The following is a 26,538-nucleotide window of genomic DNA, read 5'->3' as shown; positions in this document are numbered from 1 at the left end:
GAGTCAGACATGGTTAAGTTAGATAGAACAGATCACCTGATGCTGGCCCGCCAGCTCCCTACACAGACGGTTGCTCTGATCCTTGCCGGCGGACGCGGCACGCGCCTGGTCGATTTAACGGCCAAACGTGCTAAACCGGCGGTGCATTTCGGCGGCAAGTTCCGCATTATCGACTTTGCCCTCTCCAACTGCGTCAACTCCGGTATCCGACGGATTGGCGTAATTACCCAGTATCAGTCCCATACCCTGACTCAGCATATCCAGCGTGGCTGGTCGATCTTCAATGAAGAGATGAATGAGTTTGTCGATTTGCTGCCAGCGCAGCAGCGCTTTTCGACCGAACAGTGGTATCGCGGAACGGCCGATGCCGTGACGCAAAACCTTGATGTGATTCGCCGCTATCAGGCGCAGTACATTGTGATCCTTGCCGGGGACCACATTTATAAGATGGATTATTCACGCATGCTGCTGGATCACGTGGTGAACGAGGCGAAATGTACCATCGCCTGTTTACCCGTGCCGGTGCATGAGGCCACGGCCTTTGGCGTGATGGCGGTGAACGAAGATAACATGGTGATCGACTTCGTAGAGAAACCCGCGAAACCGCCCACCATGCCGGGTGATGACACGCAGTCGCTCGCCAGTATGGGGATCTACGTGTTTAACGCGGATTATCTCTATGCGCTGTTGGAAGAGGATCTGCAGACGCCTGGCTCTAATCATGATTTCGGCAAAGATATCCTGCCGAAAATCGTGGCAAGCGGCGAAGGCTATGCGCACTCCTTTGCGCTCTCCTGCGTCCAGAACGATGACAATGCGCCGCCTTACTGGCGCGACGTCGGCACGCTGGAAGCCTACTGGCGCGCCAATCTCGACCTGGCATCGGTGATGCCTGAGCTTGATATGTATGACGTTACCTGGCCGATTCGTACTCACATGGAGCCGCTGCCGCCGGCGAAATTTGTTCAGGACCGTTCCGGCAGTCACGGAATGACTATGAACTCACTGGTATCGGGCGGTTGCATCATCTCCGGTTCGGTGGTGGTCAATTCAGTGCTGTTCCCACGCGTTCGCGTTAACTCGTTTTGCAATATTGATTCAACTGTACTGCTGCCCGATGTGGTAGTGGGCCGATCGTGTCGCCTGCGTCGCTGCGTGATTGATCGTGCCTGCGAACTGCCGGAAGGCATGGTTATTGGCGAAAACCCCGATGAAGACAGTCGCCGTTTTCACCGTTCGGATGAAGGGATCGTACTGGTCACCCGCGCCATGCTGGCCAGGCTGGCCAAAGCGGGGCTGTAAGCGATAAGCGGAACTTACGCAATCGGCACGCGGAGCGTGCCGGATAACTTAATGAGGTCGAGGATGCAGGTTTTACATGTCTGTTCAGAACTTTTCCCGCTGCTGAAAACGGGCGGACTGGCTGATGTAGTTGGGGCATTACCTCAGGCGCAGATTGCGGGCGGCACGGATACACGGGTACTGTTGCCCGCTTTTCCCGCATTGCGCAAAGGCATACCTGATCTCCAGGTCGTGACAGAGCGAGAGACATTTGCCGGTCATATACGTCTGTTATTTGGTGAATTTAATGGTGTGGGCATCTACTTAATTGATGCGCCTGGCCTCTACGATCGCCCCGGCAGTCCTTACCATGACGAGTCGCAGTTTGCGTATGTCGACAACTATCTGCGCTTTGCGCTGCTGGGTTGGGTCGGCTGTGAACTGGCGTGCGGCATGGACGCTATGTGGCGTCCCGAGATCGTGCATGCGCATGACTGGCATGCTGGCCTGACCTGTGCCTATCTGGAAGCGCGCGGTCGTCCGGCTAAATCAGTCTTTACCGTGCACAACCTGGCGTACCAGGGGCTATTCATGGCGCATCACATGGATGAGATTGGCCTGCCGTGGTCGTTCTTTAACATGCATGGGCTGGAGTTCTTCGGACAGATCTCCTTCCTGAAAGCGGGACTCTTTTACGCTGACCATATCACGGCGGTAAGCCCGACTTACGCTCATGAAATTACCTCTGCCGAATATGCTTATGGCATGGAAAGCCTGCTGGCACAGCGGATGCTGGAAGGCCGTCTTAGCGGGATCCTTAATGGCGTCGATCCCTCTATCTGGGACCCGGCGCACGATCTGCTGTTGAGCGCGCGCTATAACCGCGACACGCTGGAAGCGAAAGCGGAAAACAAACGGCAGCTGCAGGTGGCGATGGGGCTGAAGGTGGATGATAAAGCGCCGGTATTCTGCGTGATCAGCCGTCTGACCAAACAGAAAGGGCTGGACCTGGTGCTGGAAGCGCTGCCTGGCCTGCTGGCGCAGGGCGGACAGCTGGTGCTGCTGGGACAGGGTGATGCCGAACTGCAACAGGGATTCCTGGCGGCGGCGGCGGAGCATCCGGGCAGTGTCGGCGTACAGATTGGCTATCACGAAGCGTTCTCCCACCGTATTGTCGGTGGCGCGGATGTGATCGTGGTGCCGAGTCGCTTTGAGCCCTGCGGCCTGACACAACTTTATGGCCTGAAGTATGGTACGTTGCCGTTAGTGCGCCGCACCGGCGGGCTGGCGGATACCGTCAATGACAGCTCTCTGGAGAACCTGGCCGACGGTATTGCCAGTGGCTTCAGCTTTGAAGATGCCAATGCCTGGTCGCTGTTACGGGCCATCCGGCGCGCGTTTGTGTTGTGGTCCCGTCCTTCACTGTGGCGTTACGTTCAGCGCCAGGCGATGGCGATGGACTTTAGCTGGCAGGTGGCCGCACAAGCCTACCGTGATCTCTACCAACGTTTGATGTAACGGATTGGGAAAACTGGATATGAATGCACCTTTCACTTACGCCTCACCAACGTTGACGGTTGATGCCTTAAAGCATTCGATTGCCTACAAACTGATGTTTACCATCGGCAAAGATCCCTCGATCGCCAACAAGCACGAGTGGCTCAATGCCTCGTTGCTGGCGGTGCGCGACCGGATGGTGGAGCGCTGGCTGCGTTCCAGCCGTGCCCAGCTCTCTCAGGATGTCCGCCAGGTCTATTACCTGTCGATGGAGTTCCTGATGGGTCGCACCTTAGGGAATGCCCTGCTGGCGATGGGGATCTATGACGATCTCAACCAGGCGCTGGATGAGATGGGTCTGGATCTGGCCGAGCTGATGGAAGAGGAGAACGATCCGGGGCTGGGCAACGGTGGTCTGGGTCGCCTGGCGGCCTGTTTCCTCGATTCACTGGCGACGCTGGGCATGCCGGGCCGCGGTTATGGCATCCGCTATGATTACGGCATGTTCAAACAGAACATTGTGGAAGGTGAGCAGAAAGAGTCGCCGGATTACTGGCTTGAGTATGGTAATCCATGGGAATTCCAGCGTTTCAATACCCGTTACAAAGTACGATTTGGCGGTCGCGTTCAGCACGAAGGCACCAAAGTGCGCTGGCTGGAGACTGAAGAGATTCTGGCGATGGCCTATGACCAGATCATTCCCGGCTTCGACACTGATGCCACAAACACCCTGCGGCTATGGGGCGCGCAGGCCAGCAACGAGATCAACCTCGGTAAGTTCAACCAAGGCGACTACTTCGCGGCAGTGGAAGACAAAAACCACTCAGAGAACGTGTCGCGCGTGCTTTATCCGGATGATTCGACCTACTCAGGCCGTGAGCTGCGTCTGCGTCAGGAGTATTTCCTTGTCTCCGCGACGGTGCAGGACATTCTGAACCGTCACTGGCGGATGCATCAGACCTGGGACAACCTGGCGGATAAAATCGCCATTCACCTGAATGATACCCATCCGGTGCTGGCGATTCCCGAACTGATGCGCCTGCTGATCGACGAACATAAATTCAGCTGGGACAGCGCTTTTGACGTCTGCTGTCAGGTCTTCTCGTATACCAACCATACGCTGATGACTGAAGCGCTCGAGACCTGGCCGGTCGATATGATCGGTAAGATCCTGCCGCGCCACCTCAGCATCATTTTCGAGATTAACGACTTCTTCCTTAAGACGATTCAGGATCACTATCCTGATGACCTGGATCTGCTGTCGCGCATTTCGATCATCGACGAGAACGATGGACGCCGGGTACGCATGGGCTGGCTGGCCGTCGTCGTCAGTCATAAAGTGAATGGCGTGTCAGAGCTGCACTCTAACCTGATGGTCCAGTCGCTGTTTGCCGACTTCTCCCGTCTGTTCCCGGGCCGCTTCTGCAATAAAACCAACGGCGTCACCCCCCGTCGCTGGCTGGCGCTGGCGAACCCGGCGCTATCAGAGGTACTGGATGAGGAGATTGGTCGCAACTGGCGTACCGATCTCAGCCAGCTGGATGAGCTGAAAGCACAGATCGACTATCCGGCGTTTATTGAAAAAGTCGCGGTTGCCAAGCATCAGAACAAGCGTCGGCTGGCAGACTGGGTGGCGAAGAATCTGGATGTGGTGCTCGACCCGAACGCGCTGTTTGATGTCCAGATCAAGCGTATTCACGAGTACAAACGTCAGTTGCTCAACGTGCTGCATGTGATCACCCGTTACAACCGCATCAAGGCCGATCCGCAGGCGGATTGGGTGCCGCGCGTGAATATCTTTGCCGGTAAAGCAGCGTCGGCCTATTACGTCGCCAAGCATATTATTCATCTGATTAACGATGTCGCGAATGTGATCAACAATGATCCACAGGTGAAGAACAAACTGAAGGTGGTCTTCATCCCGAACTACAGCGTGAGTCTGGCGCAGATCATTATCCCGGCGGCCGATCTCTCTGAGCAGATCTCGACCGCAGGGACGGAAGCGTCCGGCACCAGTAACATGAAGTTTGCGCTGAACGGCGCGCTGACAATAGGTACGCTGGATGGGGCCAATGTTGAGATGCTGGATCACGTCGGGGAAGAGAACATCTTTATCTTTGGTAATACCACGCCGCAGGTCGAAGCGCTGCGTAAGGGCGGCTATAACCCGCGTGACTATTACGAAGGGGATGAAGAGCTGCACCAGGTGCTGACTCAGATTGCCTCTGGCGTGTTTAGTCCGCAGGATCCGGGCCGTTACCGCAATCTGTTCGACTCTCTGGTTAACTTTGGCGATCACTACCAGTTACTGGCGGATTATCGCAGCTATGTGGATACCCAGGATAAGGTGGATGCGCTCTACCGTAAACCGGATGAGTGGCAGCGCCGCGCGGCGAAAAATATCGCGGGCATGGGCTACTTCTCGTCGGACCGTACCATCCAGGAGTACGCCGATGAGATCTGGAACATTACACCAATAAGGCTGTAGGGTCGGGCAGTATGCCTTTCTGACGTTCTTTGCGGCCGGGTAACCGGCCGCATTGTCATCTTTTCTCATGGCATTCCCGCCACCCCGTCGCTTTTTCAGAAGGTTCAGCATCTTATGACCTCGGTGCCTGTATCTGCCCACAGAGCGAACCAGATCATTACACTCCGGCTGAGAATCGCTACTATGCGGAAAAGCAAAACGATCCGACAGGCAACCGCAGCCCATGAGTGACAACATCAATCAGGAAATTACCTTCCGCAAGCTCAGCGTTTTTATGATGTTTATGAGCAAAGGGAATATCGCCCGCACAGCGGAAGCGCTGGCGCTGAGCAGTGTCAGCGTGCATCGCGCGCTGCACACGCTGGAAGAGGGCATTGACTGTCCGCTGTTTATTCACAAAGGCCGTAATCTGGTGCCGCTGCCTGCCGCCTGGACGCTGCTGGACTACTGTCGCGACGTGACTACCCTGATGGGTAAAGGTATTGAAGAGGCGCGCAAGGTGGCGGGTATCGGCGTGGGTCGTCTGCGGCTTGGCACACTCTACTCGCTAACGCTTGAAACCATTCCCCGGCTGATCATGGGCATGAAACTGCGTCGGCCCACGCTCGAGCTTGATCTGACCATGGGCTCCAATCAGATGCTCATGAATATGCTGGAAGATGACGTGCTGGATGCGATTCTGATCGCCACCGATGAGGGCGAACTCAGCGATGCGCATTTTGATGTGATTCCGCTGTTTGAAGACAGTATTTTTCTGGCTGCGCCAGCCGGGGAGACGCGGGAGGAAACCGGCCCGGTGGATCTGCGTGATTTTGCCGACCGGGATTTTGTTTCACTGGCTGAGGGATTTGCCACCTATACCGGTTCGCAGGAGGCGTTTCAGATAGCCGGATTTGAACCGCGCATAGTCACCCAGGTAAATGACATCTTCTCAATGATAAGCCTGGTGCAGGCGGGCATTGGCCTGGCGCTGATTCCGGGACGAATGAAGAAGGTGTATGAAAACAACATTCAGTTGCTGCCGCTCGCTGAGCCTTGTCAGATGCGTCAGCAGATCTCGATTGTCTACTCACATCGTCGCGAACGCGATAATGACCTGCTGGCCCTGGCGGCAGAAGGGCGGATGTACGCCCGCAGCCTTACTGACTGAGCCGTTTAGCCAGATGCAGCGCCACCCCGACGCTGTTGCGCTCCATGCAGATCGCTTCGCCCTGCCAGCCCGCCTGCAGTGTCAGGCCCGTCAGCACATTGCCCGGCGGCATCTCGATCGCCAGTCGGGCATCGCGCTGATTAGCGGCAACCATCGCATCATTCCACTGCACCGTGCGCGCCATATTAAAGGCGAGATCGTCAGCAATCTTCTCCGGTTCCCAAATCACCCGTCCGGTTGAGCCGCTGAGATAAGCGCAATCGGGCCGGGAGAGGGTGACGGATGCAAACGCGCGCGCCAGTTCGGCGGCGGGCTTGTCCAGCAGCGCGCAGTGCGACGGCACGCTCACCGCGAGTCTGATCGCTTTGCTGGCACCGGCATCCAGCGCTTTCTGCGCCACGACAGCCATATCCTCATCACGACCGGCAATCACAATCTGCGTTTCCGCATTCAGGTTGGCGATGTAGGTATTGCTGCCAGCCAGCAGCTTCTCCAGACGATTCAGCGTTAAACCGGTGATGGCGGTCAGGCCATATCCGTGCGGGTAAGCCTGCTCCATCAGATCGCCGCGCAGTGCAACCAGCCGCAGGGCGTCGCTGAAATCGAGCGCACCGGCGATCACCGCAGCGGGAAATGCACCAATCGACAGACCACTGACGATGTCCGGTTTCACTCCACGGCGGATCAGCTCGCGCGCCCAGGCGACTCCGGCAATCAGCAGACAGAGCTGCACGGCGCGGGTGTGGCGCAGCGCATCAGTGCTGTCGAGCCGGTCGGTCTCGTCGCCCAGTACCGCGCGCACGCTGTTTAATACCGCGTCGCCGTCGGGCAGATGCTGCAGCATCCCGGCTCGTTGGGTGCCCTGGCCGGGAAAGGTAAAGAGTATTTTCATGAATTCTCCCTGCTCCAGGGTGAAGCGGTCAGTATCGGTCCGGTATCGGTTTTTAACAGCACGCGACCCTCACGCAGCCACTCGTTCAGCGCAAACGCGCCAGACGGCGTTTCCACCTGGGTATCCACCCGGCAGTCCAGCGAGTCGGTCAGCGTCTGCCACTGTTGCAGCGCATCGCGCGGCAGCGGCTGCGGGGCGCGGATCACTAAATCAAGATCGCTGGCAGCATGCAGCGTGGGCCGTTGCGTCGCCAGCGCATAACCGGTGCTGCCGGTTATGCCCCAATGCCAGGGCCAGAGAGACTCGCTGAGCGTAATCGCCGCGCGAACCGGCGCATAAGCGGTAAAGGGTGAATCCAGCAGCCATGCCCGTTCTGCCACTCTCTCTGGCGTCACCATCCGGACAATATCGGCTGGATTAATCCAGCCGGCGGCGCGCTGCTCACGTCGCTCACCGCGCACACCCACCGGAATCAGACCGGATTCACGGTGATCGCGCCGTACCACCACCGGCAGATCGGGATGCCAGAATGTGCTGACCCAGTTCTCTTTAATCGCAGCTAACGCGTCGCTGTGACGCAGCCAGAGCAGATCGTGGGGGCGCGGCGCACTCATATTACATTCCTGATGTCAGCGTGATGAACAGCGGTAACGATAAAATACACAGAATCGAACTCAACAGTAGCACGGCTTCAGCATCGGGCGACTGCACGCCAAAGCGGTTGCCGAATACCACGCCGAAGAAACCGGCTGACAGCGCAATCATCAGGATAGCGGTAATGGCCACTGAACCGTTAAGCCCCAGCGCCAGTACCAGACCCCAGGCGATAAAGGGCTGAATCAGCAGTTTAGTCACCGTGCCGACGCCCACCACCGCGTTAAGTTTCAGTTTGCGTGCCGACAGGATGACACCGGTCAGGAAGAGTGCAGCGGCGGTGGCAGCAAGACCCAGCGGTTTGATGGCGGCCAGCACCAGATCAGGCATTTTAACGCCCAGCGCTGATAACACCACGCCAATCAACGGTCCCAGTACGATCGGTTTTTTCACTGAACGCCACATCAGAATCGGCAGCATGGTCAGGGTTGAACCGTGCTCGGTGCCGTCGGCAAACGCTTTTTCACGTTCCAGAATCAGCAGGCAAAGCGGTGTAAGCAGCACTGAACCACAGGCGATGGAGACCGCTACCGAGAGCGAAGTGGCACCATTTTCACCCAGCACGCTGGCCAGAATGGGCAGGCCCAGCGCGGCGTAATTTGGCAGCGCCACCGTCAGTGTTAACACAGCCGCATCCTGCGGTGACTTTTTGAAAACTTTTGTAGCCGCGAAATAGACAGCTCCATAAGTAATCCACATTGCGCCGGTAATAACCACAATCAGCGGCCATTGCGCCACGATGCCCGGCCAGGGCGTTTGTACCGTTGCGCTGAACAGCGCGGCGGGCAGTGCAAAATCCATGACGAAAATATTCAGCAGAGAGACGTCTTTGTTGTTGACCATTCCGGCCTTACCGGCCCAGAAACCCAGCAGCATAATGACAAAGATCGGAGCAAGGGCATGAACAATTATATAAATCATAAATCACCTGTAATTAAGAAGAATTCTTTAAAAAACAGCGATGTTTATAATTCTGAACACGGCCACTGCTCCGGGGCGCAGTTAGCGATGCGCCCCGTCAGACCGGTTTCGGCAGGTTTATTTTTTTTATGATTACCAGGTCGCGCGCATCCGTTCGCGAACCAGGGAGGAGCTGTGACGATTGGATGCACCCAGGCGGCTTTTCAGGCTCGGATCCTGACGAGCGTCGCTAATCGCCTTGTGCAGCGCAATCTCGACCATCGCCACATCAGCGTCAGACGGCGCATCAGGATTGCCCACGTTCAGCAGATCGGAGAGCAGGCCCAGCGTGGCGAAGTTATTCACGTCGTAAGCCATCGGTGGAATGGTCGCAGCCAGTTTTTCCAGCGCTTCCACGGAGCGCAGCGTAATACGCGCCGCCGATGCTTTGCCCATGGCATGCACCAGCACACCCTGATCGTTAAGCGCAATCAGTCGGTTAGCCTGATAGCCGTGTGCCAGGAACGCACCGGACATCGCTTTGCCAACAATCAGGCCAATCACCGGATGACCGTCAAGGCGTGCGTTGGCATAAGCCCCCGCCGCACCGGCCAGCGCCTGATGAATACCAAATGCCTCTTCGCGGCGGCCATAGGCCTGACTCGGCACATCAATCACCGCCACAATCGGGCGTTTCACGGCACTGTTTTTGTCTGCTTCGCGCGTTTCATTCACCACTTTCGCCAGCGTCCAGCCCTCCAGCAGACCGACTTCACCCTGCGCGGCGCGCGGATAGTGGTTTTGGGGATCGGGCACAACGGCAATAAAGCGTACGTTTTCGCCATTGAGCTGGCCGTCAGCCACCTGAACAGAGGCACACAGGCCGCTAAGACGCTGTGCATTGGGTGCGAGTTTTTCCAGCCAGGTTGCACCGCGGCTGCTTGTCTGAGTCATTATTTCTCCTCCCGGGCGAAAAGCTGTTTAATCTGCGCGGTGTCCGCCTGCTGGCGGGTATCAAACTGCGACAGACGTGACAGGAAATCGGCATAGTTATCACTGCGGTTCTGGGCCGGAACGCCTTTGGCAATAAAGTCATTCATGGCGGTTTTCACCGCGTTGATGCCGTCACTCACCAGCGCATCGACCAGGCCGCTGGCGTAGCGGATTTCGCCGCCGGTCATGCTCCAGATAAACGGGCGATCGCGTGAGTCATACTCTTCAATGCCTGCTTCCTGCTCAATCACCTGCGGACCGTTCAGCCCCAGACGGGCTTCGCGCGTGACAATCAGGTAGCTGCACAGCGCGGCAGCAATAGACATCCCGCCGAAGCAGCCAACGGTGCCGCTGACGATGCCGATAACCGGGGTGTAGCGACGCAGATCGACAATCGCTGCGTGAATATCCGCAATCGCCGCCAGGCCAAGATTTGCTTCCTGTAAACGCACGCCACCGGTTTCCAGGCAGAGCACCGCCTGAGTCGGAATGCCGTTGCGGTTGTCTTCTGCCGCCAGCTCCAGCGCTGCCGCCATTTTCGCCCCGGAAACTTCGCCCATGCTGCCGCCCTGGAAGGTGCCTTCAATGGCGACAACCACTGCAGGCTGACCATTCAGGGTACCGCGCGCCACTACCATGCCGTCATCTGACTGAGGCACCACGCCCTGCGGGGCCAGCCATGGCGACATAATGCCTTCAAACGGATCAAGCAGTTCGCGATAGCTGCCTGCATCCAGCAGCGCATGGGCGCGTTCACGAGCCCGTAATTCAATAAAACTGGCATCGTTACGCATGGCTCACCTCTTCAAAAACCTGTTCAATACGGATACGCGCTACGCCGGGTGTCGCGCCGAAATCGTGAATAATCAGCTCTCCGGCGGGCAGGCCGTTTATTAAGTTCAGGCGATCAAACAGCGCCTTCCAGCGCGCGTCGCTGTTATCCAGTGAGGTGGTGATATCGATGTTCAGTGTCTGGCCTTCAGTTGCGGTGTACAGCACTTCCATATCACCGGAACCAACGACCCCGGCCAGCGCTCTGCCATTGAGCAGGCGGTTAGCAGGTAAAGATAATGTGATGTGTTCCATAATGGCCTCTAAAAATAAGAAAGTTCAGGCGAGCAGACCCGATCAATAAACAGCGTCGTGGCCAGCAAATCGGCGGCCCCGCCAGGCGAAGCATTGAGCGCCAGCATGCGCTGGTCGAGCTGCGACAGCGCCACCTGACCTGCGGCTGTGCGGCAGCCTCCCGCCAGCAGTACGGCGCGTGCGCCCTGCTGCATGGCGTTCAGTCCGGTCATACCCGCACGAGACAGCACGCAGGTATCGCTGAGCGAGGTCATGATCGCCATCAGCGCATCCAGGCGGGCTTCGCTCTCACTGGCACCCACCGCCCGGCTGGACAGCAGCTGCGGCAGCGCCAGCTTCATCACATGAGGAAACGCCTGTTGCGCCTCTTCGCGTGCGCCGGGCACCTGATAGCGGTGCGTCGCTTTCAAACCTTTGCTGAACAGCTTTGGTGCTGCCCGGTCGGGCAGGCTGGCCAGTGCAGCGGCGGTGCGGGTCAGCTGGTCGGCACTGGCAGCGCCGCCGTGCATGGCCGCGGCACTCACCAGCAATCCCAGCGCCCAGATTGCGCCACGATGGGTGTTAACGCCGCCGGTTGCCGCCATCATCTGCTGCTCACCGTCACGGCCCAGGCGGCCTACCGTTTCGCGCAGGGCGATATCAGCAGGACGCAGCCAGCTGTGACGGGCCAGCGCCAGAAAGGCTGGCATCAGGCTGTGAGCGGAACGCTCCATCAGCGCCAGCGTCAGATCCTGATGCGCGCCGTTTCCCCGACTGTCGACCAGACCCGGCTTAGGGCTCAGACGTGCTTCATCGATCAGACAATCGCGCGCCATCGTTGCCAGCTGGCTGGACTGCGCCTCGGCTTGAGTCTGTGACAGGAGTTTCATTTACCAGCTCCGGAATTTAGCAGGTGGGTTGTACAGGCCATCTGACCATTCAACCAGGTCAGCGACGCTGCCCGCTGCCAGCAGTGAACGCGTGGCGTCAGAGCGGCGGATACCCATATCTTCCGGGTAGACCACTTTGCCGCTTTTACGCAGGGCTGCGACGCGTGCCGCATCCACACCCAGACCGATGTCGGTAATGCCCGCAACAGCAGCAACCATAGCGCGACGCTCTTCAAGACTTTCTGCGCGATAGAGATAGGCGATACCTTCCTCGGTCAGCACATGGGTCACGTCATCGCCGTAAATCATGACCGGTGCCAGCGGCATGCCGGAGGTTTTGGCGACCTCAACCGCATCAAGGGTTTCAACGAAGGTCGGTTTCGCGCCTGCCTGGAAGGTCTCGACCATCTGCACCACCAGTTTTTTACCGCGCTGCATCGGGTCTGGCTCAGTGATCATGTTCAGCCAGGCGGGCGTGGCGTGACGACGGCCATGGGGATCGTGGCCCATGTTCGGTGCACCGCCGAAGCCGGAAAGACGACCACGCGTCACGGTAGAGGAGTTTGCCAGCCCATCAACCTGCAGGGTGGCACCGATAAACATATCGACCGCGTACTGGCCGGCCAGCTGACAGAAGGCGCGGTTAGAGCGCATTGAGCCGTCGCTGCCGGTAAAGAAGATGTCAGGACGGGCGCGGATATACTCTTCCATTCCCAGCTCACCGCCGAAGCAGTGCACACTCTCGACCCAGCCGCTCTCAATCGCCGGGATCAGCGTTGGATGCGGGTTCAGCGTCCAGTGTTTACAGATTTTACCTTTCAGACCGAGCTGCTCGCCGTAGGTTGGCAGCAGCAGTTCAATGGCGGCAGTGTTAAAACCGATACCGTGGTTCAGCGACTGCACCTGGTGTTCGGCGTAGATGCCTTTAATCGCCATCATCGCCATCAGGATATGTTCCTGTTTAATCAGGCGTGGATCGCGGGTAAACAGCGGTTCGATGAAGAACGGTTTGTCTGCGACGACGACGTAGTCAATCCAGGAGCCGGGGATATCGACGCGCGGCAGGTCGGTTTCGTCATCGACCAGTTCATTGACCTGGGCTATCACAATACCGTCACGAAACGCGGCGGCTTCCACCAGTGCCGGGGTATCTTCGGTGCTCGGGCCGGTATAAAGGTTGCCCTTGCGGTCGGCTTTGTATCCTGCAATCAACGCCACATTTGGGCTAAGATCAACATAGAGGCGGGAATAGAGTTCGATATAGGTATGGATAGCGCCGATTTCCAACTGGCCATCCTGTAACAGCTGAGACATGCGCAGACTTTGCGGACCGGAAAAAGAGAAGTCGAGTTTGCGGGCGATGCCTTTTTCAAAAATATCGAGATGCTCACTGCGGCCGACGCTCGGCATAATCATATGCAGGTCGTGAATCTTTGCCGGATTCACCGCTGCCAGCGTGCGGGATAAGAAGTCAGCCTGTTTCTGGTTATTCCCTTCAAGCACCACGCGGTCGCCTGGTGCAATGAGTGTTTCCAGGGCTTCTGTAGCTCTTTCTGAAGGAATGACTTTGCCATCAAGGGGAAAGGAAGCCATACGACGCGCTTTTTCACTGCGGCGTGTGTTCCACTCCCGGGCAGGCGTTTGGCCTGTGTTCATTTCAACCTCCTGATTAGAATCGCTGTTGCTTCGTTTATGCTGAAGAAAGTCTGAGCTTTCTTAATGCATCGTTCAATTAAGCAAAAAAGCTGAACGTTAGATTTAAGGTAACGATAGAGAAAGGGAGTAAGAGATAAGCGAAGGGATGAGTTTAGGCTGCGATACATGAAGTAAAAGTTACAGCAGTGAATATTGCTGGTCGTAACTGATTATCAAAAAAAAGTGTGATCCAGAGTTAATTTTCATCTAGCGTTTACTCTGGACGTGAGTATTGAAATAGATCCGAATAGTTGTCCGATGAACCGCCATAAAAAAAGCAGGCCGAAGCCTGCTTTCTGTATTTTAACTCTCTGCTCAGGAGGCCAGTGACAGGACGGGTTTCGCTTTCGCTGCCAGCCACTCGGCAACGCGAGCCTGCTGCTCTTTGGTCAGCCACATACCCTGTTTGGTACGACGCCAGATAGCATCATCCAGTTCACGCACCCACTCATGCTGTACCAGGTAACGCAGTTCCGCTTCGTAGAATTCGTGTCCGAAGTTCTCACCCAGGTCATCCAGACTTTTCGCGCCAGCAAGCAGGGTTTCCGTGCTGCTGCCGTAAGTGCGCGAGAAGTGGCGCGCCATATTTTCGCTGATGAATGGATAACGACGACGCAGACTGGCTGCATAATCTTCACGGGTGCCGGAGATATTGCCACCCGGCAATACGCAGTTTTTGGTCCAGGCCGGACCCGCGTTCGGGTAGTACTTCACCAGTTTTTCCAGCGCATGTTCCGCCAGCTTACGATAGGTGGTCAGCTTGCCGCCAAATACGGAAAGCAGCGGTGCCTGACCATTATCGTCGCGCACGTCCAGCGTGTAATCACGGGTGATCGCCTGCGGTGAATCGGATTCATCATCACACAACGGACGGACACCGGAATAGGACCAGACGATATCGTCAGCGGTCAGCTGCTTTTTAAAGTGTCCGTTGAACACTTTCAGCAGATAGGCTGTCTCGTTGTCGTCGATATTGACGTTTTTCGGATCGCCTTTGTACTCCACATCGGTGGTACCGATGATTGAGAACTCATCCATCCACGGGATGACAAACACAATACGGTTATCTTCGTTCTGCAGAATATAAGCCTGCTTCTCGGTATGAACGCGCGGCACCACAATGTGGCTGCCTTTGATCAGACGAATACCGTAAGGCGATTTCAGCTTCAGGCTGTCATCAAACAGCTGCTTAACCCATGGGCCAGCGGCGTTGACCAGGCCTTTCGCCTGCCAGGTGAAGGTTTTGCCGCTGTCGACATCTTCCGCTTCAACTTTCCACAGGCCGCCTTCGCGCCAGGCTCGGGTCACGCGGGTGCGGGTACGGACTTCACCACCACGCTTCACCACTTCCTGCGCGTTCAGTACCACCATGCGGGCATCATCGACCCAGCAGTCAGAATATTCGAATCCGCGCGTAATTTCCGGCTTCAGGGCCGAATCCGCGCCAAACCGCAGACTTTTACTGCCTGGCAGACTCGTACGCTTACCGAGATGGTCATACATGAACAGACCAGTGCGGATCATCCACGCCGGGCGCAGGTGCGGACGGTGCGGCAGACGGAAGCGCATCGGGAACGCCAGATGCGGCGCCATTTTCAGCAGGACTTCACGCTCGGCCAGTGCTTCACTGACCAGACGGAATTCGTAATGTTCAAGGTAGCGCAAGCCGCCGTGAATCAGTTTTGAACTGGCAGAGGAGGTCGCGCAAGCCAGATCCCGCGCCTCCAGCATTAACACCGACAGTCCGCGTCCTGCAGCGTCTGCTGCAATGCCGGCACCGTTGATGCCGCCGCCGATCACGATCAGGTCTTTGGTTTCCACGTCATCTCCTCCGATGTTCGGAATAGTTCATTAATGTTCGTTTTCGAGCATAATCATAATCGCAAACCAACATTGACGCCAGCTTTTAACTGGGTAAAAACATTTTTGCGTGATATAGCTAACATTCTGCCCACCAAAAAAACAGATAGCCGTAACGATTGTCAGGTTATCGGCGTGGATTCTCGGGTTACACTACGCACCATTACGACGCTGTTATGAGAGATCCCATGGAAATGTTCGAATGTATTGACGTGAAGCAGGCGCAGGCGCATCTGGCTGAGGGTGCACTGCTGGTGGATATCCGCGATCCGCAAAGTTATGCCCTGGGTCATGCGACAGGCGCGCTGCATCTGACCAACACCAACCTCAGCGCCTTTATCAGTGGCGCAGACCACAGCCTGCCGGTGCTGGTGATGTGCTATCACGGCAACAGCAGCAAAAGCGCGGCGCAATATCTGCTGGGACAGGGTTTCAGCGCGGCCTACAGCATTGATGGCGGCTTTGATGCCTGGCGTGCCGCCTTCCCTCAGCAGGTTGCCCCCGGCAGCGAATAAGTTGCTGCCCGTCACATGGAGAGTTACTGATGCGCATTACCCAGTTTAATCAGCCGCGCATGGCGCAGGCGTTTGTGGACTACATGGCGACGCAGGGCATCACGCTGCGCATCGAGCATGAAAATCACTACGTCATCATGCTGGATGACGAGAGCAAGATCTCAGTGGTCGAAAACGAGCTTCAGCAGTTTTTGCACGATCCTAACCATCCGCGCTATCAGGCCGCCAGCTGGCATAGCGGCAAGACCGACAGCGGTCTGCGCTATGAGCGCAGCAACATCTGGGCGAACATCCGCGAGCGGGCCGGTCCGCTGACCCTGTCCCTGATGGTGCTCTGTATCGCCGTGTTTATTCTGATGCAGGTGATGGGCGATCAGGCCGTAATGGCGTGGCTCTCCTGGCCGGATGCCGACCAGCATCTGCAGGTCTGGCGCTGGTTCAGCCATGCGCTGCTGCACTTTTCACTGCTGCACATCCTGTTTAATCTGATGTGGTGGTGGTATCTCGGCGGCGCGGTCGAAAAGCGTCTTGGCAGCGGCAAACTGTTCGTGATTATGCTGATTTCGGCGCTGCTCAGCGGCTGGCTGCAGGCGAAGTTCAGTGGCATCTGGTTTGGCGGCCTGTCGGGCGTGGTGTATGCGCTGATGGGTTACTGCTGGCTGCGCGGCGAGCGCGATCCAGACAGCGGCGTCTATCTTGAAAGGGGATTGATCGGTTTTGCGCTGGTCTGGCTGGTGATTGGCTGGTTCGGCGTCTTTGGTCTGGCGATTGCTAACGCGGCGCACGTCGCCGGTCTGGTCGTCGGGCTGGCAATGGCGCTGGTGGATACGCGTAACGTCACGCGTCGTTAGACAGGATATAAGCGGGTTAACAGGAGAGGAACGTGAAGCAGACGCAACGTCATGATGCGATTATCGATTTAGTCCGTCGTCAGGGATATGTCAGTACTGAGGAGCTGGTGGATCACTTTGAGGTCAGCCCGCAAACCATTCGTCGCGATCTCAACGATCTGGCCGATCAGAATAAAATTCAGCGTCACCACGGCGGCGCGGCGCTTCCTTCCAGCTCTGAGAATACCGCCTGGCACGATCGTAAAATGATGTGGTCAGCGGAGAAAGCGCGGATTGCGCAGCGTGTTGCCAGTCAGATCCCGGATGGGGCCACGCTGTTTATCGACATCGGCACCACGCCGGAAGCGGTGGCGCATGCACTGCTCAACCATAGCGACTTACGCGTGGTGACCAACAACCTCAACGTCGCGATGCTGTTGATGGGCAAGCCCGATTTCCGGGTAATTATCGCAGGCGGTGAAGTACGGACCCGCGATGGCGCGGTGATGGGGGAAGCGACGCTCGACTTCATTTCCCAGTTCCGGCTCGATTACGGCATCCTGGGGATCAGCGGCATCGATATGGATGGATCGCTGCTGGAGTTCGACTATCACGAAGTCCGCACCAAGCGCGCCATCATTGAAAATTCACGCTGTGTGATGCTGGTGGTGGATCACTCGAAGTTTGGCCGTAACGCCATGGTTAACCTTGGCAACATGAGTCTGCTGGACTATCTCTACACCGACAAAATGCCGCCCGCCAGCGTCATGAAAGTGATTGAGCAGCATGAGGTTCACCTCGAACTCTGCTGATTCCTGTCACGCCAGCCGCCCGGCTGGCGTTTTTCTTTGATTGCTGTCGCTTTTTTCCTCACTCCCGTCTTTACTTAACGATTGCTGGTACCCGGTTGCCAGCCCGTGCGCTTTCTATTTTTGCTTCACCTCATTGCGTAACAGAAGGGAGTGCTATGCCGCAGCAGAAATTTAATAAAGCCCGTTTTAACGCCGCATTGACCCGCCAGTGGCAGCAGTTAAGTCTCCTCTCCGCACAACAGATGACCCCGCATCAGGCGTGGCAGGCAGTGAGTGCGGTGCTGGCAGAACTGCTGGCCGCGCAACCGGCACCGCGTCCGGCGGTGCAGCAGCGCCATGTTAATTATCTGTCGATGGAGTTTCTGATTGGTCGTCTGACCGGCAACAATCTGCTGAATCTCGGCTGGTATGACGAGGTTAAGGCGGCGCTGGCTGAGCAGCAGCTCGATTTAACCGAACTGCTGGAGCAGGAGGTCGATCCGGCGCTCGGTAACGGCGGGCTGGGACGACTGGCCGCCTGCTACATGGATTCAATGGCAACGGTAGGGCAGTCTGCCACCGGTCACGGGCTTAATTACCAGTACGGCCTGTTCCGCCAGTCTTTTGACGAGGGTAAGCAGATTGAAACGCCCGATGACTGGCAGCGCGAGCGCTATCCGTGGTTCCGTCACAACGCGGCGCTGGATGTTGACGTCGCGATGGGCGGCCGGGTTGAAAAACTGGAAAACGGTGGTGTACGCTGGCATCCCGATTTTACGCTGCGCGGCGAGGCCTGGGATTTGCCGGTTACCGGCTATCGAAACGGCGTGACGCTGCCGCTGCGCCTGTGGCAGGCCGTAAGCGCGCATCCGTTTGATCTCAGCGCCTTTAACGACGGCCACTTCCTGCAGGCAGAGCAGCCCGGCATCGAAGCGGCAAAGCTCACCAAGGTTCTTTATCCCAATGACAACCATCAGGCTGGCAAGCGGCTGCGCCTGATGCAGCAATATTTCCAGTGCGCCTGTGCGGTGGCGGATATCCTGCGGCGTCACCATCTGGCGGGGCGCAGCATTCACAGCCTGCCGGATTTCGAAGTGATCCAGCTCAACGATACCCATCCGACCATCGCTATACCGGAGATGCTGCGCGTGCTGCTGGATGAGCATCAGCTGAGCTGGGATGAAGCATGGCAGATCACCAGCCGGTTGTTTGCCTACACCAACCACACGCTGATGCCAGAGGCGCTGGAGCGCTGGGATGAGAAGCTGATGCGCAGTCTGCTGCCGCGCCACATGCTGATTATCAAAGAGATTAATCAGCGACTGAAGAAGCAGGTGAAGCAGCGCTGGCCGGATGACAAAGCGATGTGGCACAAGCTGGCGGTGGTGGCTGACGGTCAGGTGCGAATGGCCAATCTCTGCGTCGTCAGCGGCTTTGCGGTCAACGGCGTGGCAGCGCTGCACTCCCGTCTGGTGGTCAGCGATCTCTTTCCGGAGTATCACCAGCTCTGGCCGCAAAAATTCCATAACGTCACCAACGGCATTACGCCGCGCCGCTGGCTGAAGCAGTGTAACCCGGCGCTGGCCGGGCTGATTGATGAGACGCTGAAAATCGAGTGGGCCAGTAACCTTGATGCATTGATCGGTCTGGAGGCTTATGCCGACGATCAGGCGTTTCGTCAGCGCTATCGCAGCATCAAACAGCAGAACAAAGCGCAGCTTACAGAGTATATCGCGCGGCATACCGGCATCATCGTGAATCCGGCTGCGCTGTTCGATGTGCAGATCAAGCGACTGCATGAGTACAAGCGGCAGCATCTCAGCCTGCTGCATATCCTCTACTGCTATCAGACGCTCTGTAACAACCCGGAAGATGTCACCTTTACGCCACGGGTATTCCTGTTCGGGGCTAAGGCCGCGCCGGGCTATTACCTCGCCAAAAATATCATCTACGCCATTAACAAAGTGGCGGAGGTGGTGAACAACGATCCGCGGGTTGGCGACAGACTCAAAGTGGTGTTTATCCCCGACTACCGTATCACCGTGGCCGAGCAGATGATCCCGGCAGCCGATCTCTCTGAGCAGATCTCCACCGCCGGTTATGAAGCCTCCGGCACCGGCAACATGAAGCTGGCGCTGAACGGTGCGCTGACGATTGGCACGCTCGATGGTGCCAACGTCGAAATTGCCGAACAGGTGGGCGAGGAAAACATCTTTATCTTCGGCCACACCGTGGATGAGGTGAAGGCGCTCAAGGCGAAAGGCTACAACCCGAAAAAAGTGCGTAAGCAGAACAAGCCGCTGGACGATTTACTGAAATCGCTGGAGAAGGGCAAATTCAGCGACGGGGATAAGCACGCCTTTGACCTGACGCTGGAAAGCCTGACCAAACATGGCGATCCCTGGCTGGTGCTGGCCGATTTCCAGGCCTATATCGAGGCGCAGCAACGGGTGGAAGCGCTATGGCGTGACCCCGAAGGCTGGACCCGCGCCGCCATCCTCAATACGGCACGAACCGGCATGTTCAGTTCGGACCGTTCCATTCGTGACTATCAGCAACGTATCTGGCAGGCACCGCGCTAAGGAGCAGCAATGCAGCAAAATTCACTCGATCAGGCCGCCCGTGCCGCAGGCATTTCACTGGATTACATCGACGTCAACGGCAGGAAAGAGGCCGTCAGCGATGAGACCAAACGCGCGCTGCTGGCGGTGATGGCAGAACCGCAGAAGGCCAGTAAATCCCCGCTGCCGCCGGTCGCGGTCTTCAGCGGCAGCAGTAAGCGACAGCTGACGCCTCAGGGCAGTGGCACTTACCGCTGGCAGTTGCAGACCGAAAAGGGCAAACAGCACAGCGGTGAGTTAACCGCCGGGGAGCCTTTTACGCTGCCGGGACCGCTGACCCAGGGTTATCACCAGCTGACGCTCAACAAAGGGAAGAAAAGCTGGCAGACGCAGATTATTGTCGCGCCGCGGCGCTGCTATCTGCCTCCGGCGCTGGAGGCCGGGGAAAAACGCTGGGGTGCACTGGTTCAGCTTTATACCGTGCGCTCTGAACAGAACTGGGGCATCGGCGACTTCGGCGATCTCTATCAATTGCTGGTCCAGCTGGCTGAGCGCGGCGGCGATTTCGTGGGGCTGAATCCGCTGCATGCGCTCTATCCTGCCAGCGCCGGTTTTGCCAGCCCGTATAGTCCGTCATCGCGCCGCTGGCTGAACGTGATCTATATCGACGTCAGTCAGGTGGACGATTTTCAGCAAAGCGCGGCAGCGCAGAAATGGTGGAAAAGCGCGAAAACACAGAAGGCGCTGACCAAAGCGCGTGAGGCGGAGCAGGTCGACTACGACGCCGTGATGGCGCTGAAGCTGGCGGCGTTGCGCCATGCCTGGACACACTTTCAGGCGCGTGACAGTCAGAGCGAAGAGCCTCTCTCCTTTGCAGCCTTTGTGCGTGAAGGCGGTGACAGCCTGCGTTATCAGGCTGCCTACGATGGCATACAGCTGGAGCGGCAGGCAGACAAGTCACAGCAGGGCGGCTGGCCTGCCTGGCCAGAGGCGTGGCGCAACAGTCAGTCGCCGGAAGTGCAGCAGTGGTGTGAACAGCATGAAGAGGAGATCGCCTTCTGGCAGTGGCTGCAATGGCTGGCGCAGCAGCAGTTCTCAGGCTGCTGGGCGCACAGTCAGGCGCTGGGCATGAGCGTCGGTCTCTACCGTGACCTGGCGGTGGGCGTGGCGGAAGGCAGTGCGGAGACCTGGCACGACCCGGAGCTTTATCGCCTCAAGGCCTCGGTGGGCGCACCGCCTGACCGTCTGGGACCGCTGGGACAAAACTGGGGCTTACCGCCGATGGATCCGCATGTGATGCAGGCGCGCGCCTACCAGCCGTTTATCGACATGCTGCGCGCCAATATGCGTGACTGTGGCGCGCTGCGTATCGACCATGTGATGTCGCTGCTGCGTCTGTGGTGGGTGCCAGCCGGAGAAACGGCAGATAAAGGTGCTTATGTAGCCTATCCGGTCAACGATCTGCTGGCTATTCTGGCACTGGAGAGCCACCGGCTGCGCTGTATGGTGATTGGCGAAGACCTTGGCACCGTGCCTCAGGAGATCGTCAGCCTGCTGCGCAAAAGCGGCGTCTTTTCATGGAAGGTGCTGTGGTTTGAGCAGGAGAAAGATCAGCGCTATCGCGCGCCGCAGGACTATCCACGTCAGTCTATCGCCAGCGCCAGTACCCATGACCTGCCGACGCTGACCGGCTTCTGGGAGCAGGGCGATCTGGAACTGGGCGAGAAGCTGGGTCTTTATCCGGGCGATGCGGTGAAAGCGTTACATGCGCAGCGTGCCGCGCAGAAGCAGGCGCTGCTGGATGCGCTGCATCAGGCGGGTGCCTTACCGGCTCGCAGCCAGAAGAAGGCGGAGAAGCTGGCTATGACGCCTGCGCTGAACCGGGCGATCCATCGTTTCCTGGCAGATACCGACAGTGCGCTGCTGGGCCTGCAGCCTGAGGACTGGCTTGGGATGACCACGCCGGTCAACGTGCCGGGCACCGTGGATCAGTATCCGAACTGGCGACGCAAGCTGAGCAAAACGCTGGAGGAGATCTTTGCGGACAAGGAAGTGAATGCGTTACTGAAGGTAGTGAGTCAGCAGCGTCAGTCAGGAAAGAAAGAGAAGTAAGAAGGGCGCGGCAGCCGGGCTGCCGCGCTTTATCATCAGTAGAACGAGTGTTCGCCGCGCTGATGCTCGGTAATATCGCGCACGCCTTTCAGTTCCGGGAAGGCGGCCAGCAGCTCTTTCTCAATACCGTCTTTCAGAGTCACGTCGATCATCGAACAGCCGTTACAGCCGCCGCCAAACTGCAGAATGGCGTAACCCTCATCGGTAATCTCCATCAGCGACACGCGACCGCCGTGGCCAGCCAGCTGTGGGTTGATCTGCGCCTGAAGCAGATACTCAACGCGCTCAACCATTGGCGCATCATCAGAGACTTTGCGCATCTTGGCATTCGGTGCTTTCAGCGTCAGCTGGGAACCCAGATTGTCGGTAACGAAATCGATTTCTGCATCTTCCAGATACGGCTTGCTCAGCTCATCAATATACGCTGAGAGCTTTTCGAACTTCAGTTCGGTGTCGGTGGCTTCAACCGCATCGGGCGGACAGTAAGAGACGCCGCATTCTGCTGTTGGCGTACCCGGGTTAATCACGAATACGCGAATCTGGGTGCCATCTTCTTGTTTGGATAGCAGTTTAGAAAAATGTTCCTGGGCAGAGTCAGTAATTCGGATCATGTCGATTGCTCAATAGTTGACTAATTTAGTTGGTTATAATACGCCCATCAAAGACGCTCTACAAGGTACGGCACAGGCACCAGACCTGCACGCTGGCCGCACCCTGTGCCAGTAACAGACGACTGATTTCATCTACGGTACTGCCGGTCGTAATGACGTCATCAAGCAGCGCGATATGGCGTCCCTGCACCGCCATTTCAAGGCGAAAGGCACCGCGTAAGTTGGTGCGTCGCTGCCGGGCGCTGAGCTGATGCTGTAGGGCGCCCCTTCGCCTGCGGGAAACACCTTCACGCCATTCACATCCCAGCCAGTGCGCCAGCGGAGCGGCCAGCAGTACCGTCTGATTGAAGCCGCGCTGCCAGCGTCGTCGCCGGTGCAGCGGAACCGGCAGCAGCAGATCGGGACGCGGCACCGTGCCACGCCGGTAAACATTCAGCCAGCTTAGCAAAAGCAGCCGCGCCAGCATCACCCTGAGTGCGGTTATGTGAGAAAATTTAAGCTGGTTAACCCACTGGCTGAACGGCGGACAGTAGTCATTGACGCAGACCAGCGCCTGCCAGGCGGGCGGTTTAAGCTGGCAACGGCCACAGGCGACCTTTGCTGAGCCAGCCGGCAATCCGCAGCGCGGACAGAGCAATGGCAACGGCGGTAATCCGCGCAGGCATAAACTGCAGATGCCGTGCCGGGCTATCCGTAACGGCATCCGGCATAGCCAACACAGGGCGGGCATTGCTAGCATAGCGACCTCCTTATCAATTTCGGGATAGTAACTGATGATGTCGCTCTACTGGCACACCTGCGGGGAAGGAAAACGCGATCTTGTGCTGCTGCACGGATGGGGACTGAACGCCGAAGTCTGGCAAAGCATTATTCCGCGACTCAGCCCGCACTATCGCCTGCATCTGGTCGATCTGCCGGGTTATGGCCGCAGCCAGCATTTCGGTGCGCTGACGCTGGCGCAGATGGCAGAAGAGTTACTGCCTTTGCTGCCACCGCAGGCGATTGTGGTGGGCTGGTCGCTGGGCGGACTGGTGGCGACGCAGCTTGCGCTGAGCGCGCCAGAAAAACTGGCTGCACTGATCACCGTTGCCTCGTCGCCCTGTTTCACCGCCACAGAGAGCTGGCCCGGCATTAAACCGGAGACGCTGCAGAACTTTCAGCAGATGCTCAGCAATGATTTCCAGCGCACGGTGGAGCGCTTTCTGGCGCTGCAGACGCTGGGTACCGAAACGGCTCGCGCCGATGCGCGGCAGTTGAAAGAGGTGGTGCTGTCGCAGCCGATGCCGGAGGTGGCGGTGCTGGATGGCGGGCTGGAGATTTTGCGCCAGGTCGATCTGCGCGACGCGTTACCGCAGATTACGCTGCCGTTCCTGCGACTCTACGGGGCGCTGGATGGACTGGTGCCGCGCCGGATAGCCGCTGAGATAGATGAAATGTTGCCAGCATCGCCTTCAGTGGTTATCGAAAAAGCCGCACATGCGCCTTTTATTTCCCATCCTGAGCGCTTTTGCCAGCATATTGTTAATTTTATCAGTAATCTGCCGTGATAATGACGCTTTGAACTGGCAAAATCGCAGACAGCAGCAATACTTCTCTCTGTGAGCAAGGCCGCTGCATTTTATGTGATTAGTCACGGAAATGACTATGCCGTTCCATACTGCCTTACGCGTTTAGCGGCTGCTTACATCTCACAATGGATCATGAATGAGGGTAAACATAATGAAGGTTTTTAAATGGGTTGTGGCTTCAATGATGATGGGCGCGATTTCATTTTCTGCGATGGCAGCGAAAGAAGTCACCCAGGAAGAAGTTAAAACAATGAACCTGCAAAAGATCGGCAACGTTAACACCACGGCGGAAACTACCTCGCCAATGGATGCTAAGAAAGTGTTGTCGAAGCTCGCTGACGAAAAGGGCGGTAAATACTACCGCGTGATCGCAGGCCGCGAACACGGTAAATTCAGCGCCACCGCTGAAGTCTACAAGTAATTAACGTAGCCACATGAACTGCCAGGCATCCAGCTTAACCGGCTGGGTGCCATCAATTTTCTCTCCGCTCACCACATCCTGCAACGTATGCGCCATTGGCAGTCGCGTCTCCACTGATCGTCCACTGAGATTAAATACGCAAAGCAGTCCGTCGCCGCTTTCCGCCTGATGACGGCTGAGCACCAGCACGGCATTTTCGCTGTCATACAGCGTCATCGGATTATCGGGATGGAATGCAGGCTGGCGACGACGCAGCTGTATCAACTGGCCGAGCCGGGTATAAATCTGCTGCCGCAGCCAGTCACCGCCCGCCAGCGCCGCTTCAATCAGCTGCAAATCATACTTCTGACGGTTAATCGCCCGGTTGTGTCCGGCGGCCCGCACGCCATCATAATGGTTACGACCGCCCAGAATGCTCTGGATATAGATGGCAGGCACGCCAGGAAAGACCAGCAGAATCGCATGGGCCAGCAAAAAGCGTTTCAGTCGCGTGTCGTCATCGTCAGCCTCGCTATTTAACGCATCCAGATAGGTGACGTTGATTTCATAGGGACTGGTGGTGCCGTCGGGGTTATTTTTATAGGAGACGAGCGCGCCTTCCAGTGCCAGATCGCGCACCAGCGCCACAATCTCCACTTCAGACAAAATGCCGCGCGCCGGATTCAGCCCGATGCCATCGTGTGACGCCAGAAAGTTGAAGAAGGTGGTGTCGTTGCTGCTGAGATCCAGCGAACTGGCCCACTGCCGCAGTGCGCGCGCCGATCCGGTATGAATGGCATGCAGGACCAGCGGCGGCAGTGAAAACTGATAGACCATCTGCGCCTCATCGTGCCCGTTGCCCAGATAACTGATGTTGTCCTGATGCGGCACGTTGGTCTCGGTGATAATCACCGTGCCAGGCGCGACATGGTCGGCAATGGCGCGGAACAGCTTCACCAGCTGATGGGTTTTTTCCAGATGAATACAGCGCGTGCCGGGCGTTTTCCACATATAACCGACCGCATCGAGACGTACATAGTCAGCGCCACGAATCAGATAGTCGAGCAGTACGTTGACCATGCGCAGCAACACCTCAGGATTGGCAAAGTTAAGGTCGATCTGGTCGGCGCTGAAGGTGGTCCAGATAAAACGGGTGTCGCCATCGGCCATCTTAAACGGCGTCAGCAGCGGCGAGGTGCGCGGTCGCGTGACGGCGCTGAGATCGGTGGCGGGCGGCATGCTGATAAAGAAATCATCCCAGCCAGGATCCTGCGCCAGGAAGTGGCTGAACCAGACGCTCCGTGACGACATATGGTTACAGACGAAGTCAAACATCAGCCGGGTTTCCTGATGCAGGCGCGCAATGTCCTGCCAGTCGCCGCACTGCGGATCGACCTGATGGTAATCAATCACTGAAAAGCCGTCATCGGACGACCAGGGGAAAAAGGGCAGCAGGTGAACCAGCGGAAACGTGGATTGCAGATGCTGCTGATAGAAACGGGAAAAGGTGCTGAGCGTGGGTTTACCGGCTTCACGAAACTGGTCGGCGTAGGTGATCAGCACCACATCCTGTTCATCCCAGTGTGCCTTACGGGGCAGCTTAATCGCCTCGCGGGCGGTAGCGATGTCAGCCTGCAGGCGCGCAAAGGTCGCCTCCGGGAATGTGCCAGCATAAATCTTCTCAATCAGATCGGTGATCGTATCCATCGTGAATTGGGTGCCACAGCAGGTGTTGTTTTTATGACAGGCGTCTTTTTAGCGTAGCGCGATGATGGGGATTTTCAA

The 26,538-nt window shown here is 57.3% G+C and carries 23 protein-coding genes; 11 read left to right on the top strand and 12 right to left on the bottom strand.

Going from position 1 to position 26,538, the window contains the following annotated elements; genetic code table 11:
• Positions 1–9 precede the first annotated feature (9 nt).
• The 4 genes from glgC to ACTJKZ_RS17690 all read left to right on the top strand — a co-directional run bounded on the left by glgC (position 10) and on the right by ACTJKZ_RS17690 (position 6,416).
• The gene (gene glgC / locus ACTJKZ_RS17705; protein ID WP_161733725.1) at positions 10–1,302 is read left to right on the top strand and encodes a glucose-1-phosphate adenylyltransferase; all 1,293 of its coding nucleotides are present in this window, start codon (positions 10–12) and stop codon (positions 1,300–1,302) included.
• 63 nt (positions 1,303–1,365) lie between these two features.
• On the top strand, positions 1,366–2,799 hold the full coding sequence (glgA, locus tag ACTJKZ_RS17700) for a glycogen synthase GlgA (protein ID WP_161733723.1): 1,434 nt from the start codon (positions 1,366–1,368) through the stop codon (positions 2,797–2,799).
• A 19-nt stretch (positions 2,800–2,818) separates the two neighbouring features.
• Positions 2,819–5,266: a glycogen phosphorylase gene (gene glgP, locus ACTJKZ_RS17695; RefSeq protein ID WP_135907558.1), complete on the top strand. Its 2,448-nt coding sequence runs from the start codon at positions 2,819–2,821 to the stop codon at positions 5,264–5,266.
• Between the two features lie 223 nt (positions 5,267–5,489).
• Positions 5,490–6,416 carry a LysR family transcriptional regulator gene (locus tag ACTJKZ_RS17690; RefSeq protein ID WP_253420292.1) on the top strand — a complete coding sequence of 309 codons (927 nt, stop codon included), beginning with the start codon at positions 5,490–5,492 and terminating at the stop codon, positions 6,414–6,416.
• Here the strand turns inward: ACTJKZ_RS17690 and mdcH are convergent.
• The 9 genes from mdcH to glpD all read right to left on the bottom strand — a co-directional run bounded on the left by mdcH (position 6,406) and on the right by glpD (position 15,326).
• Positions 6,406–7,308, bottom strand: coding sequence for a malonate decarboxylase subunit epsilon (gene mdcH, locus ACTJKZ_RS17685; protein ID WP_161733719.1), 903 nt, complete (start codon positions 7,306–7,308; stop codon positions 6,406–6,408). The two genes, ACTJKZ_RS17690 and mdcH, sit on opposite strands and share 11 nt — an antisense overlap.
• Positions 7,305–7,922 carry a malonate decarboxylase holo-ACP synthase gene (locus ACTJKZ_RS17680; protein ID WP_161733717.1) on the bottom strand — a complete coding sequence of 206 codons (618 nt, stop codon included), beginning with the start codon at positions 7,920–7,922 and terminating at the stop codon, positions 7,305–7,307. Before ACTJKZ_RS17680 ends, mdcH begins: the two co-directional genes overlap by 4 nt.
• Before the next feature lies 1 nt (position 7,923).
• Complete coding sequence (locus ACTJKZ_RS17675; RefSeq protein WP_161733715.1) at positions 7,924–8,883, bottom strand: AEC family transporter; 960 nt, start codon at positions 8,881–8,883, stop codon at positions 7,924–7,926.
• Positions 8,884–9,015: 132 nt separating this feature from the next.
• On the bottom strand, positions 9,016–9,816 hold the full coding sequence (mdcE, locus tag ACTJKZ_RS17670) for a biotin-independent malonate decarboxylase subunit gamma (protein WP_150011130.1): 801 nt from the start codon (positions 9,814–9,816) through the stop codon (positions 9,016–9,018).
• A complete protein-coding gene (locus ACTJKZ_RS17665) occupies positions 9,816–10,649 on the bottom strand; it encodes a biotin-independent malonate decarboxylase subunit beta (protein WP_135907562.1) in 834 nt (277 codons plus the stop codon). Before ACTJKZ_RS17665 ends, mdcE begins: the two co-directional genes overlap by 1 nt.
• The gene (gene mdcC, locus ACTJKZ_RS17660) at positions 10,642–10,941 is read right to left on the bottom strand and encodes a malonate decarboxylase acyl carrier protein (protein ID WP_033734248.1); all 300 of its coding nucleotides are present in this window, start codon (positions 10,939–10,941) and stop codon (positions 10,642–10,644) included. The genes ACTJKZ_RS17665 and mdcC overlap by 8 nt, the downstream gene beginning before the upstream one ends.
• Before the next feature lie 8 nt (positions 10,942–10,949).
• Positions 10,950–11,810 (bottom strand): triphosphoribosyl-dephospho-CoA synthase, encoded by an 861-nt coding sequence (locus ACTJKZ_RS17655; RefSeq protein ID WP_161733713.1) that lies wholly within the window; start codon positions 11,808–11,810, stop codon positions 10,950–10,952.
• Positions 11,811–13,466, bottom strand: a complete 1,656-nt coding sequence (gene mdcA, locus ACTJKZ_RS17650; protein ID WP_161733711.1) for a malonate decarboxylase subunit alpha — start codon at positions 13,464–13,466, stop codon at positions 11,811–11,813. It abuts the gene before it with no gap.
• A 354-nt stretch (positions 13,467–13,820) separates the two neighbouring features.
• Positions 13,821–15,326, bottom strand: coding sequence for a glycerol-3-phosphate dehydrogenase (gene glpD / locus ACTJKZ_RS17645; protein WP_161733709.1), 1,506 nt, complete (start codon positions 15,324–15,326; stop codon positions 13,821–13,823).
• 227 nt (positions 15,327–15,553) lie between these two features.
• Between glpD and glpE the strand changes: the two genes are divergently transcribed.
• The 5 genes from glpE (at position 15,554) to malQ (ending at position 22,174) form a co-directional block, all read left to right on the top strand.
• Positions 15,554–15,880 carry a thiosulfate sulfurtransferase GlpE gene (gene glpE, locus ACTJKZ_RS17640; RefSeq protein ID WP_260059411.1) on the top strand — a complete coding sequence of 109 codons (327 nt, stop codon included), beginning with the start codon at positions 15,554–15,556 and terminating at the stop codon, positions 15,878–15,880.
• A 29-nt stretch (positions 15,881–15,909) separates the two neighbouring features.
• On the top strand, positions 15,910–16,731 hold the full coding sequence (glpG, locus tag ACTJKZ_RS17635) for a rhomboid family intramembrane serine protease GlpG (protein WP_161733705.1): 822 nt from the start codon (positions 15,910–15,912) through the stop codon (positions 16,729–16,731).
• A 32-nt stretch (positions 16,732–16,763) separates the two neighbouring features.
• A complete protein-coding gene (locus tag ACTJKZ_RS17630) occupies positions 16,764–17,522 on the top strand; it encodes a DeoR/GlpR family transcriptional regulator (protein WP_013359303.1) in 759 nt (252 codons plus the stop codon).
• 155 nt (positions 17,523–17,677) lie between these two features.
• Positions 17,678–20,083: a maltodextrin phosphorylase gene (gene malP / locus ACTJKZ_RS17625; protein ID WP_440829889.1), complete on the top strand. Its 2,406-nt coding sequence runs from the start codon at positions 17,678–17,680 to the stop codon at positions 20,081–20,083.
• A 9-nt stretch (positions 20,084–20,092) separates the two neighbouring features.
• Positions 20,093–22,174, top strand: a complete 2,082-nt coding sequence (gene malQ, locus ACTJKZ_RS17620; RefSeq protein ID WP_440829888.1) for a 4-alpha-glucanotransferase — start codon at positions 20,093–20,095, stop codon at positions 22,172–22,174.
• Positions 22,175–22,209: 35 nt separating this feature from the next.
• On the opposite strand, the gene nfuA is transcribed toward malQ, so the two are convergent.
• Positions 22,210–22,785 carry a Fe-S biogenesis protein NfuA gene (gene nfuA, locus ACTJKZ_RS17615; RefSeq protein ID WP_161733698.1) on the bottom strand — a complete coding sequence of 192 codons (576 nt, stop codon included), beginning with the start codon at positions 22,783–22,785 and terminating at the stop codon, positions 22,210–22,212.
• A 58-nt stretch (positions 22,786–22,843) separates the two neighbouring features.
• Entirely contained in the window at positions 22,844–23,524 is a 681-nt protein-coding gene (gntX, locus tag ACTJKZ_RS17610; RefSeq protein ID WP_033784173.1) for a DNA utilization protein GntX, read from the bottom strand.
• Positions 23,525–23,558: 34 nt separating this feature from the next.
• On the opposite strand from gntX, the gene bioH reads away from it, so the two are divergent.
• Together bioH and ACTJKZ_RS17600 are read left to right on the top strand one after the other, a co-directional pair.
• On the top strand, positions 23,559–24,332 hold the full coding sequence (gene bioH, locus ACTJKZ_RS17605; RefSeq protein WP_161733696.1) for a pimeloyl-ACP methyl ester esterase BioH: 774 nt from the start codon (positions 23,559–23,561) through the stop codon (positions 24,330–24,332).
• Positions 24,333–24,504: 172 nt separating this feature from the next.
• On the top strand, positions 24,505–24,774 hold the full coding sequence (locus ACTJKZ_RS17600) for a YdgH/BhsA/McbA-like domain containing protein (protein WP_010671554.1): 270 nt from the start codon (positions 24,505–24,507) through the stop codon (positions 24,772–24,774).
• On the opposite strand, the gene ACTJKZ_RS17595 is transcribed toward ACTJKZ_RS17600, so the two are convergent.
• On the bottom strand, positions 24,775–26,460 hold the full coding sequence (locus ACTJKZ_RS17595) for an alpha-amylase family glycosyl hydrolase (RefSeq protein WP_440829887.1): 1,686 nt from the start codon (positions 26,458–26,460) through the stop codon (positions 24,775–24,777). It abuts the gene before it with no gap.
• Positions 26,461–26,538 lie beyond the last annotated feature (78 nt).

The sequence above is a fragment of the Pantoea sp. 22096 genome (assembly GCF_052045955.1).
Taxonomy (GTDB): Bacteria; Pseudomonadota; Gammaproteobacteria; order Enterobacterales; family Enterobacteriaceae; genus Pantoea; species Pantoea alfalfae.
The sequence above is the reverse complement of the archived record's forward strand: the minus strand, read 5'-3'. Positions and strand labels throughout refer to the sequence as shown.

What these genes read in the sequence shown, in the direction of transcription:
- ACTJKZ_RS17680 (WP_161733717.1), bottom strand. Translation starts at nt 7,922, where the DNA reads ATGAGTGCGCCGCGCCCCCACGATCTGCTCTGGCTGCGTCACAGCGAC.
- malP (WP_440829889.1), top strand. Translation starts at nt 17,678, where the DNA reads ATGCCGCAGCAGAAATTTAATAAAGCCCGTTTTAACGCCGCATTGACC.
- glgP (WP_135907558.1), top strand. Translation starts at nt 2,819, where the DNA reads ATGAATGCACCTTTCACTTACGCCTCACCAACGTTGACGGTTGATGCC.
- nfuA (WP_161733698.1), bottom strand. Translation starts at nt 22,785, where the DNA reads ATGATCCGAATTACTGACTCTGCCCAGGAACATTTTTCTAAACTGCTA.
- glpE (WP_260059411.1), top strand. Translation starts at nt 15,554, where the DNA reads ATGGAAATGTTCGAATGTATTGACGTGAAGCAGGCGCAGGCGCATCTG.
- ACTJKZ_RS17600 (WP_010671554.1), top strand. Translation starts at nt 24,505, where the DNA reads ATGAAGGTTTTTAAATGGGTTGTGGCTTCAATGATGATGGGCGCGATT.
- ACTJKZ_RS17690 (WP_253420292.1), top strand. Translation starts at nt 5,490, where the DNA reads ATGAGTGACAACATCAATCAGGAAATTACCTTCCGCAAGCTCAGCGTT.
- mdcH (WP_161733719.1), bottom strand. Translation starts at nt 7,308, where the DNA reads ATGAAAATACTCTTTACCTTTCCCGGCCAGGGCACCCAACGAGCCGGG.
- glgC (WP_161733725.1), top strand. Translation starts at nt 10, where the DNA reads ATGGTTAAGTTAGATAGAACAGATCACCTGATGCTGGCCCGCCAGCTC.
- ACTJKZ_RS17595 (WP_440829887.1), bottom strand. Translation starts at nt 26,460, where the DNA reads ATGGATACGATCACCGATCTGATTGAGAAGATTTATGCTGGCACATTC.
- ACTJKZ_RS17665 (WP_135907562.1), bottom strand. Translation starts at nt 10,649, where the DNA reads ATGCGTAACGATGCCAGTTTTATTGAATTACGGGCTCGTGAACGCGCC.
- glpG (WP_161733705.1), top strand. Translation starts at nt 15,910, where the DNA reads ATGCGCATTACCCAGTTTAATCAGCCGCGCATGGCGCAGGCGTTTGTG.
- gntX (WP_033784173.1), bottom strand. Translation starts at nt 23,524, where the DNA reads ATGCTAGCAATGCCCGCCCTGTGTTGGCTATGCCGGATGCCGTTACGG.
- mdcA (WP_161733711.1), bottom strand. Translation starts at nt 13,466, where the DNA reads ATGAACACAGGCCAAACGCCTGCCCGGGAGTGGAACACACGCCGCAGT.
- ACTJKZ_RS17655 (WP_161733713.1), bottom strand. Translation starts at nt 11,810, where the DNA reads ATGAAACTCCTGTCACAGACTCAAGCCGAGGCGCAGTCCAGCCAGCTG.
- mdcE (WP_150011130.1), bottom strand. Translation starts at nt 9,816, where the DNA reads ATGACTCAGACAAGCAGCCGCGGTGCAACCTGGCTGGAAAAACTCGCA.
- ACTJKZ_RS17675 (WP_161733715.1), bottom strand. Translation starts at nt 8,883, where the DNA reads ATGATTTATATAATTGTTCATGCCCTTGCTCCGATCTTTGTCATTATG.
- bioH (WP_161733696.1), top strand. Translation starts at nt 23,559, where the DNA reads ATGATGTCGCTCTACTGGCACACCTGCGGGGAAGGAAAACGCGATCTT.
- mdcC (WP_033734248.1), bottom strand. Translation starts at nt 10,941, where the DNA reads ATGGAACACATCACATTATCTTTACCTGCTAACCGCCTGCTCAATGGC.
- glgA (WP_161733723.1), top strand. Translation starts at nt 1,366, where the DNA reads ATGCAGGTTTTACATGTCTGTTCAGAACTTTTCCCGCTGCTGAAAACG.
- malQ (WP_440829888.1), top strand. Translation starts at nt 20,093, where the DNA reads ATGCAGCAAAATTCACTCGATCAGGCCGCCCGTGCCGCAGGCATTTCA.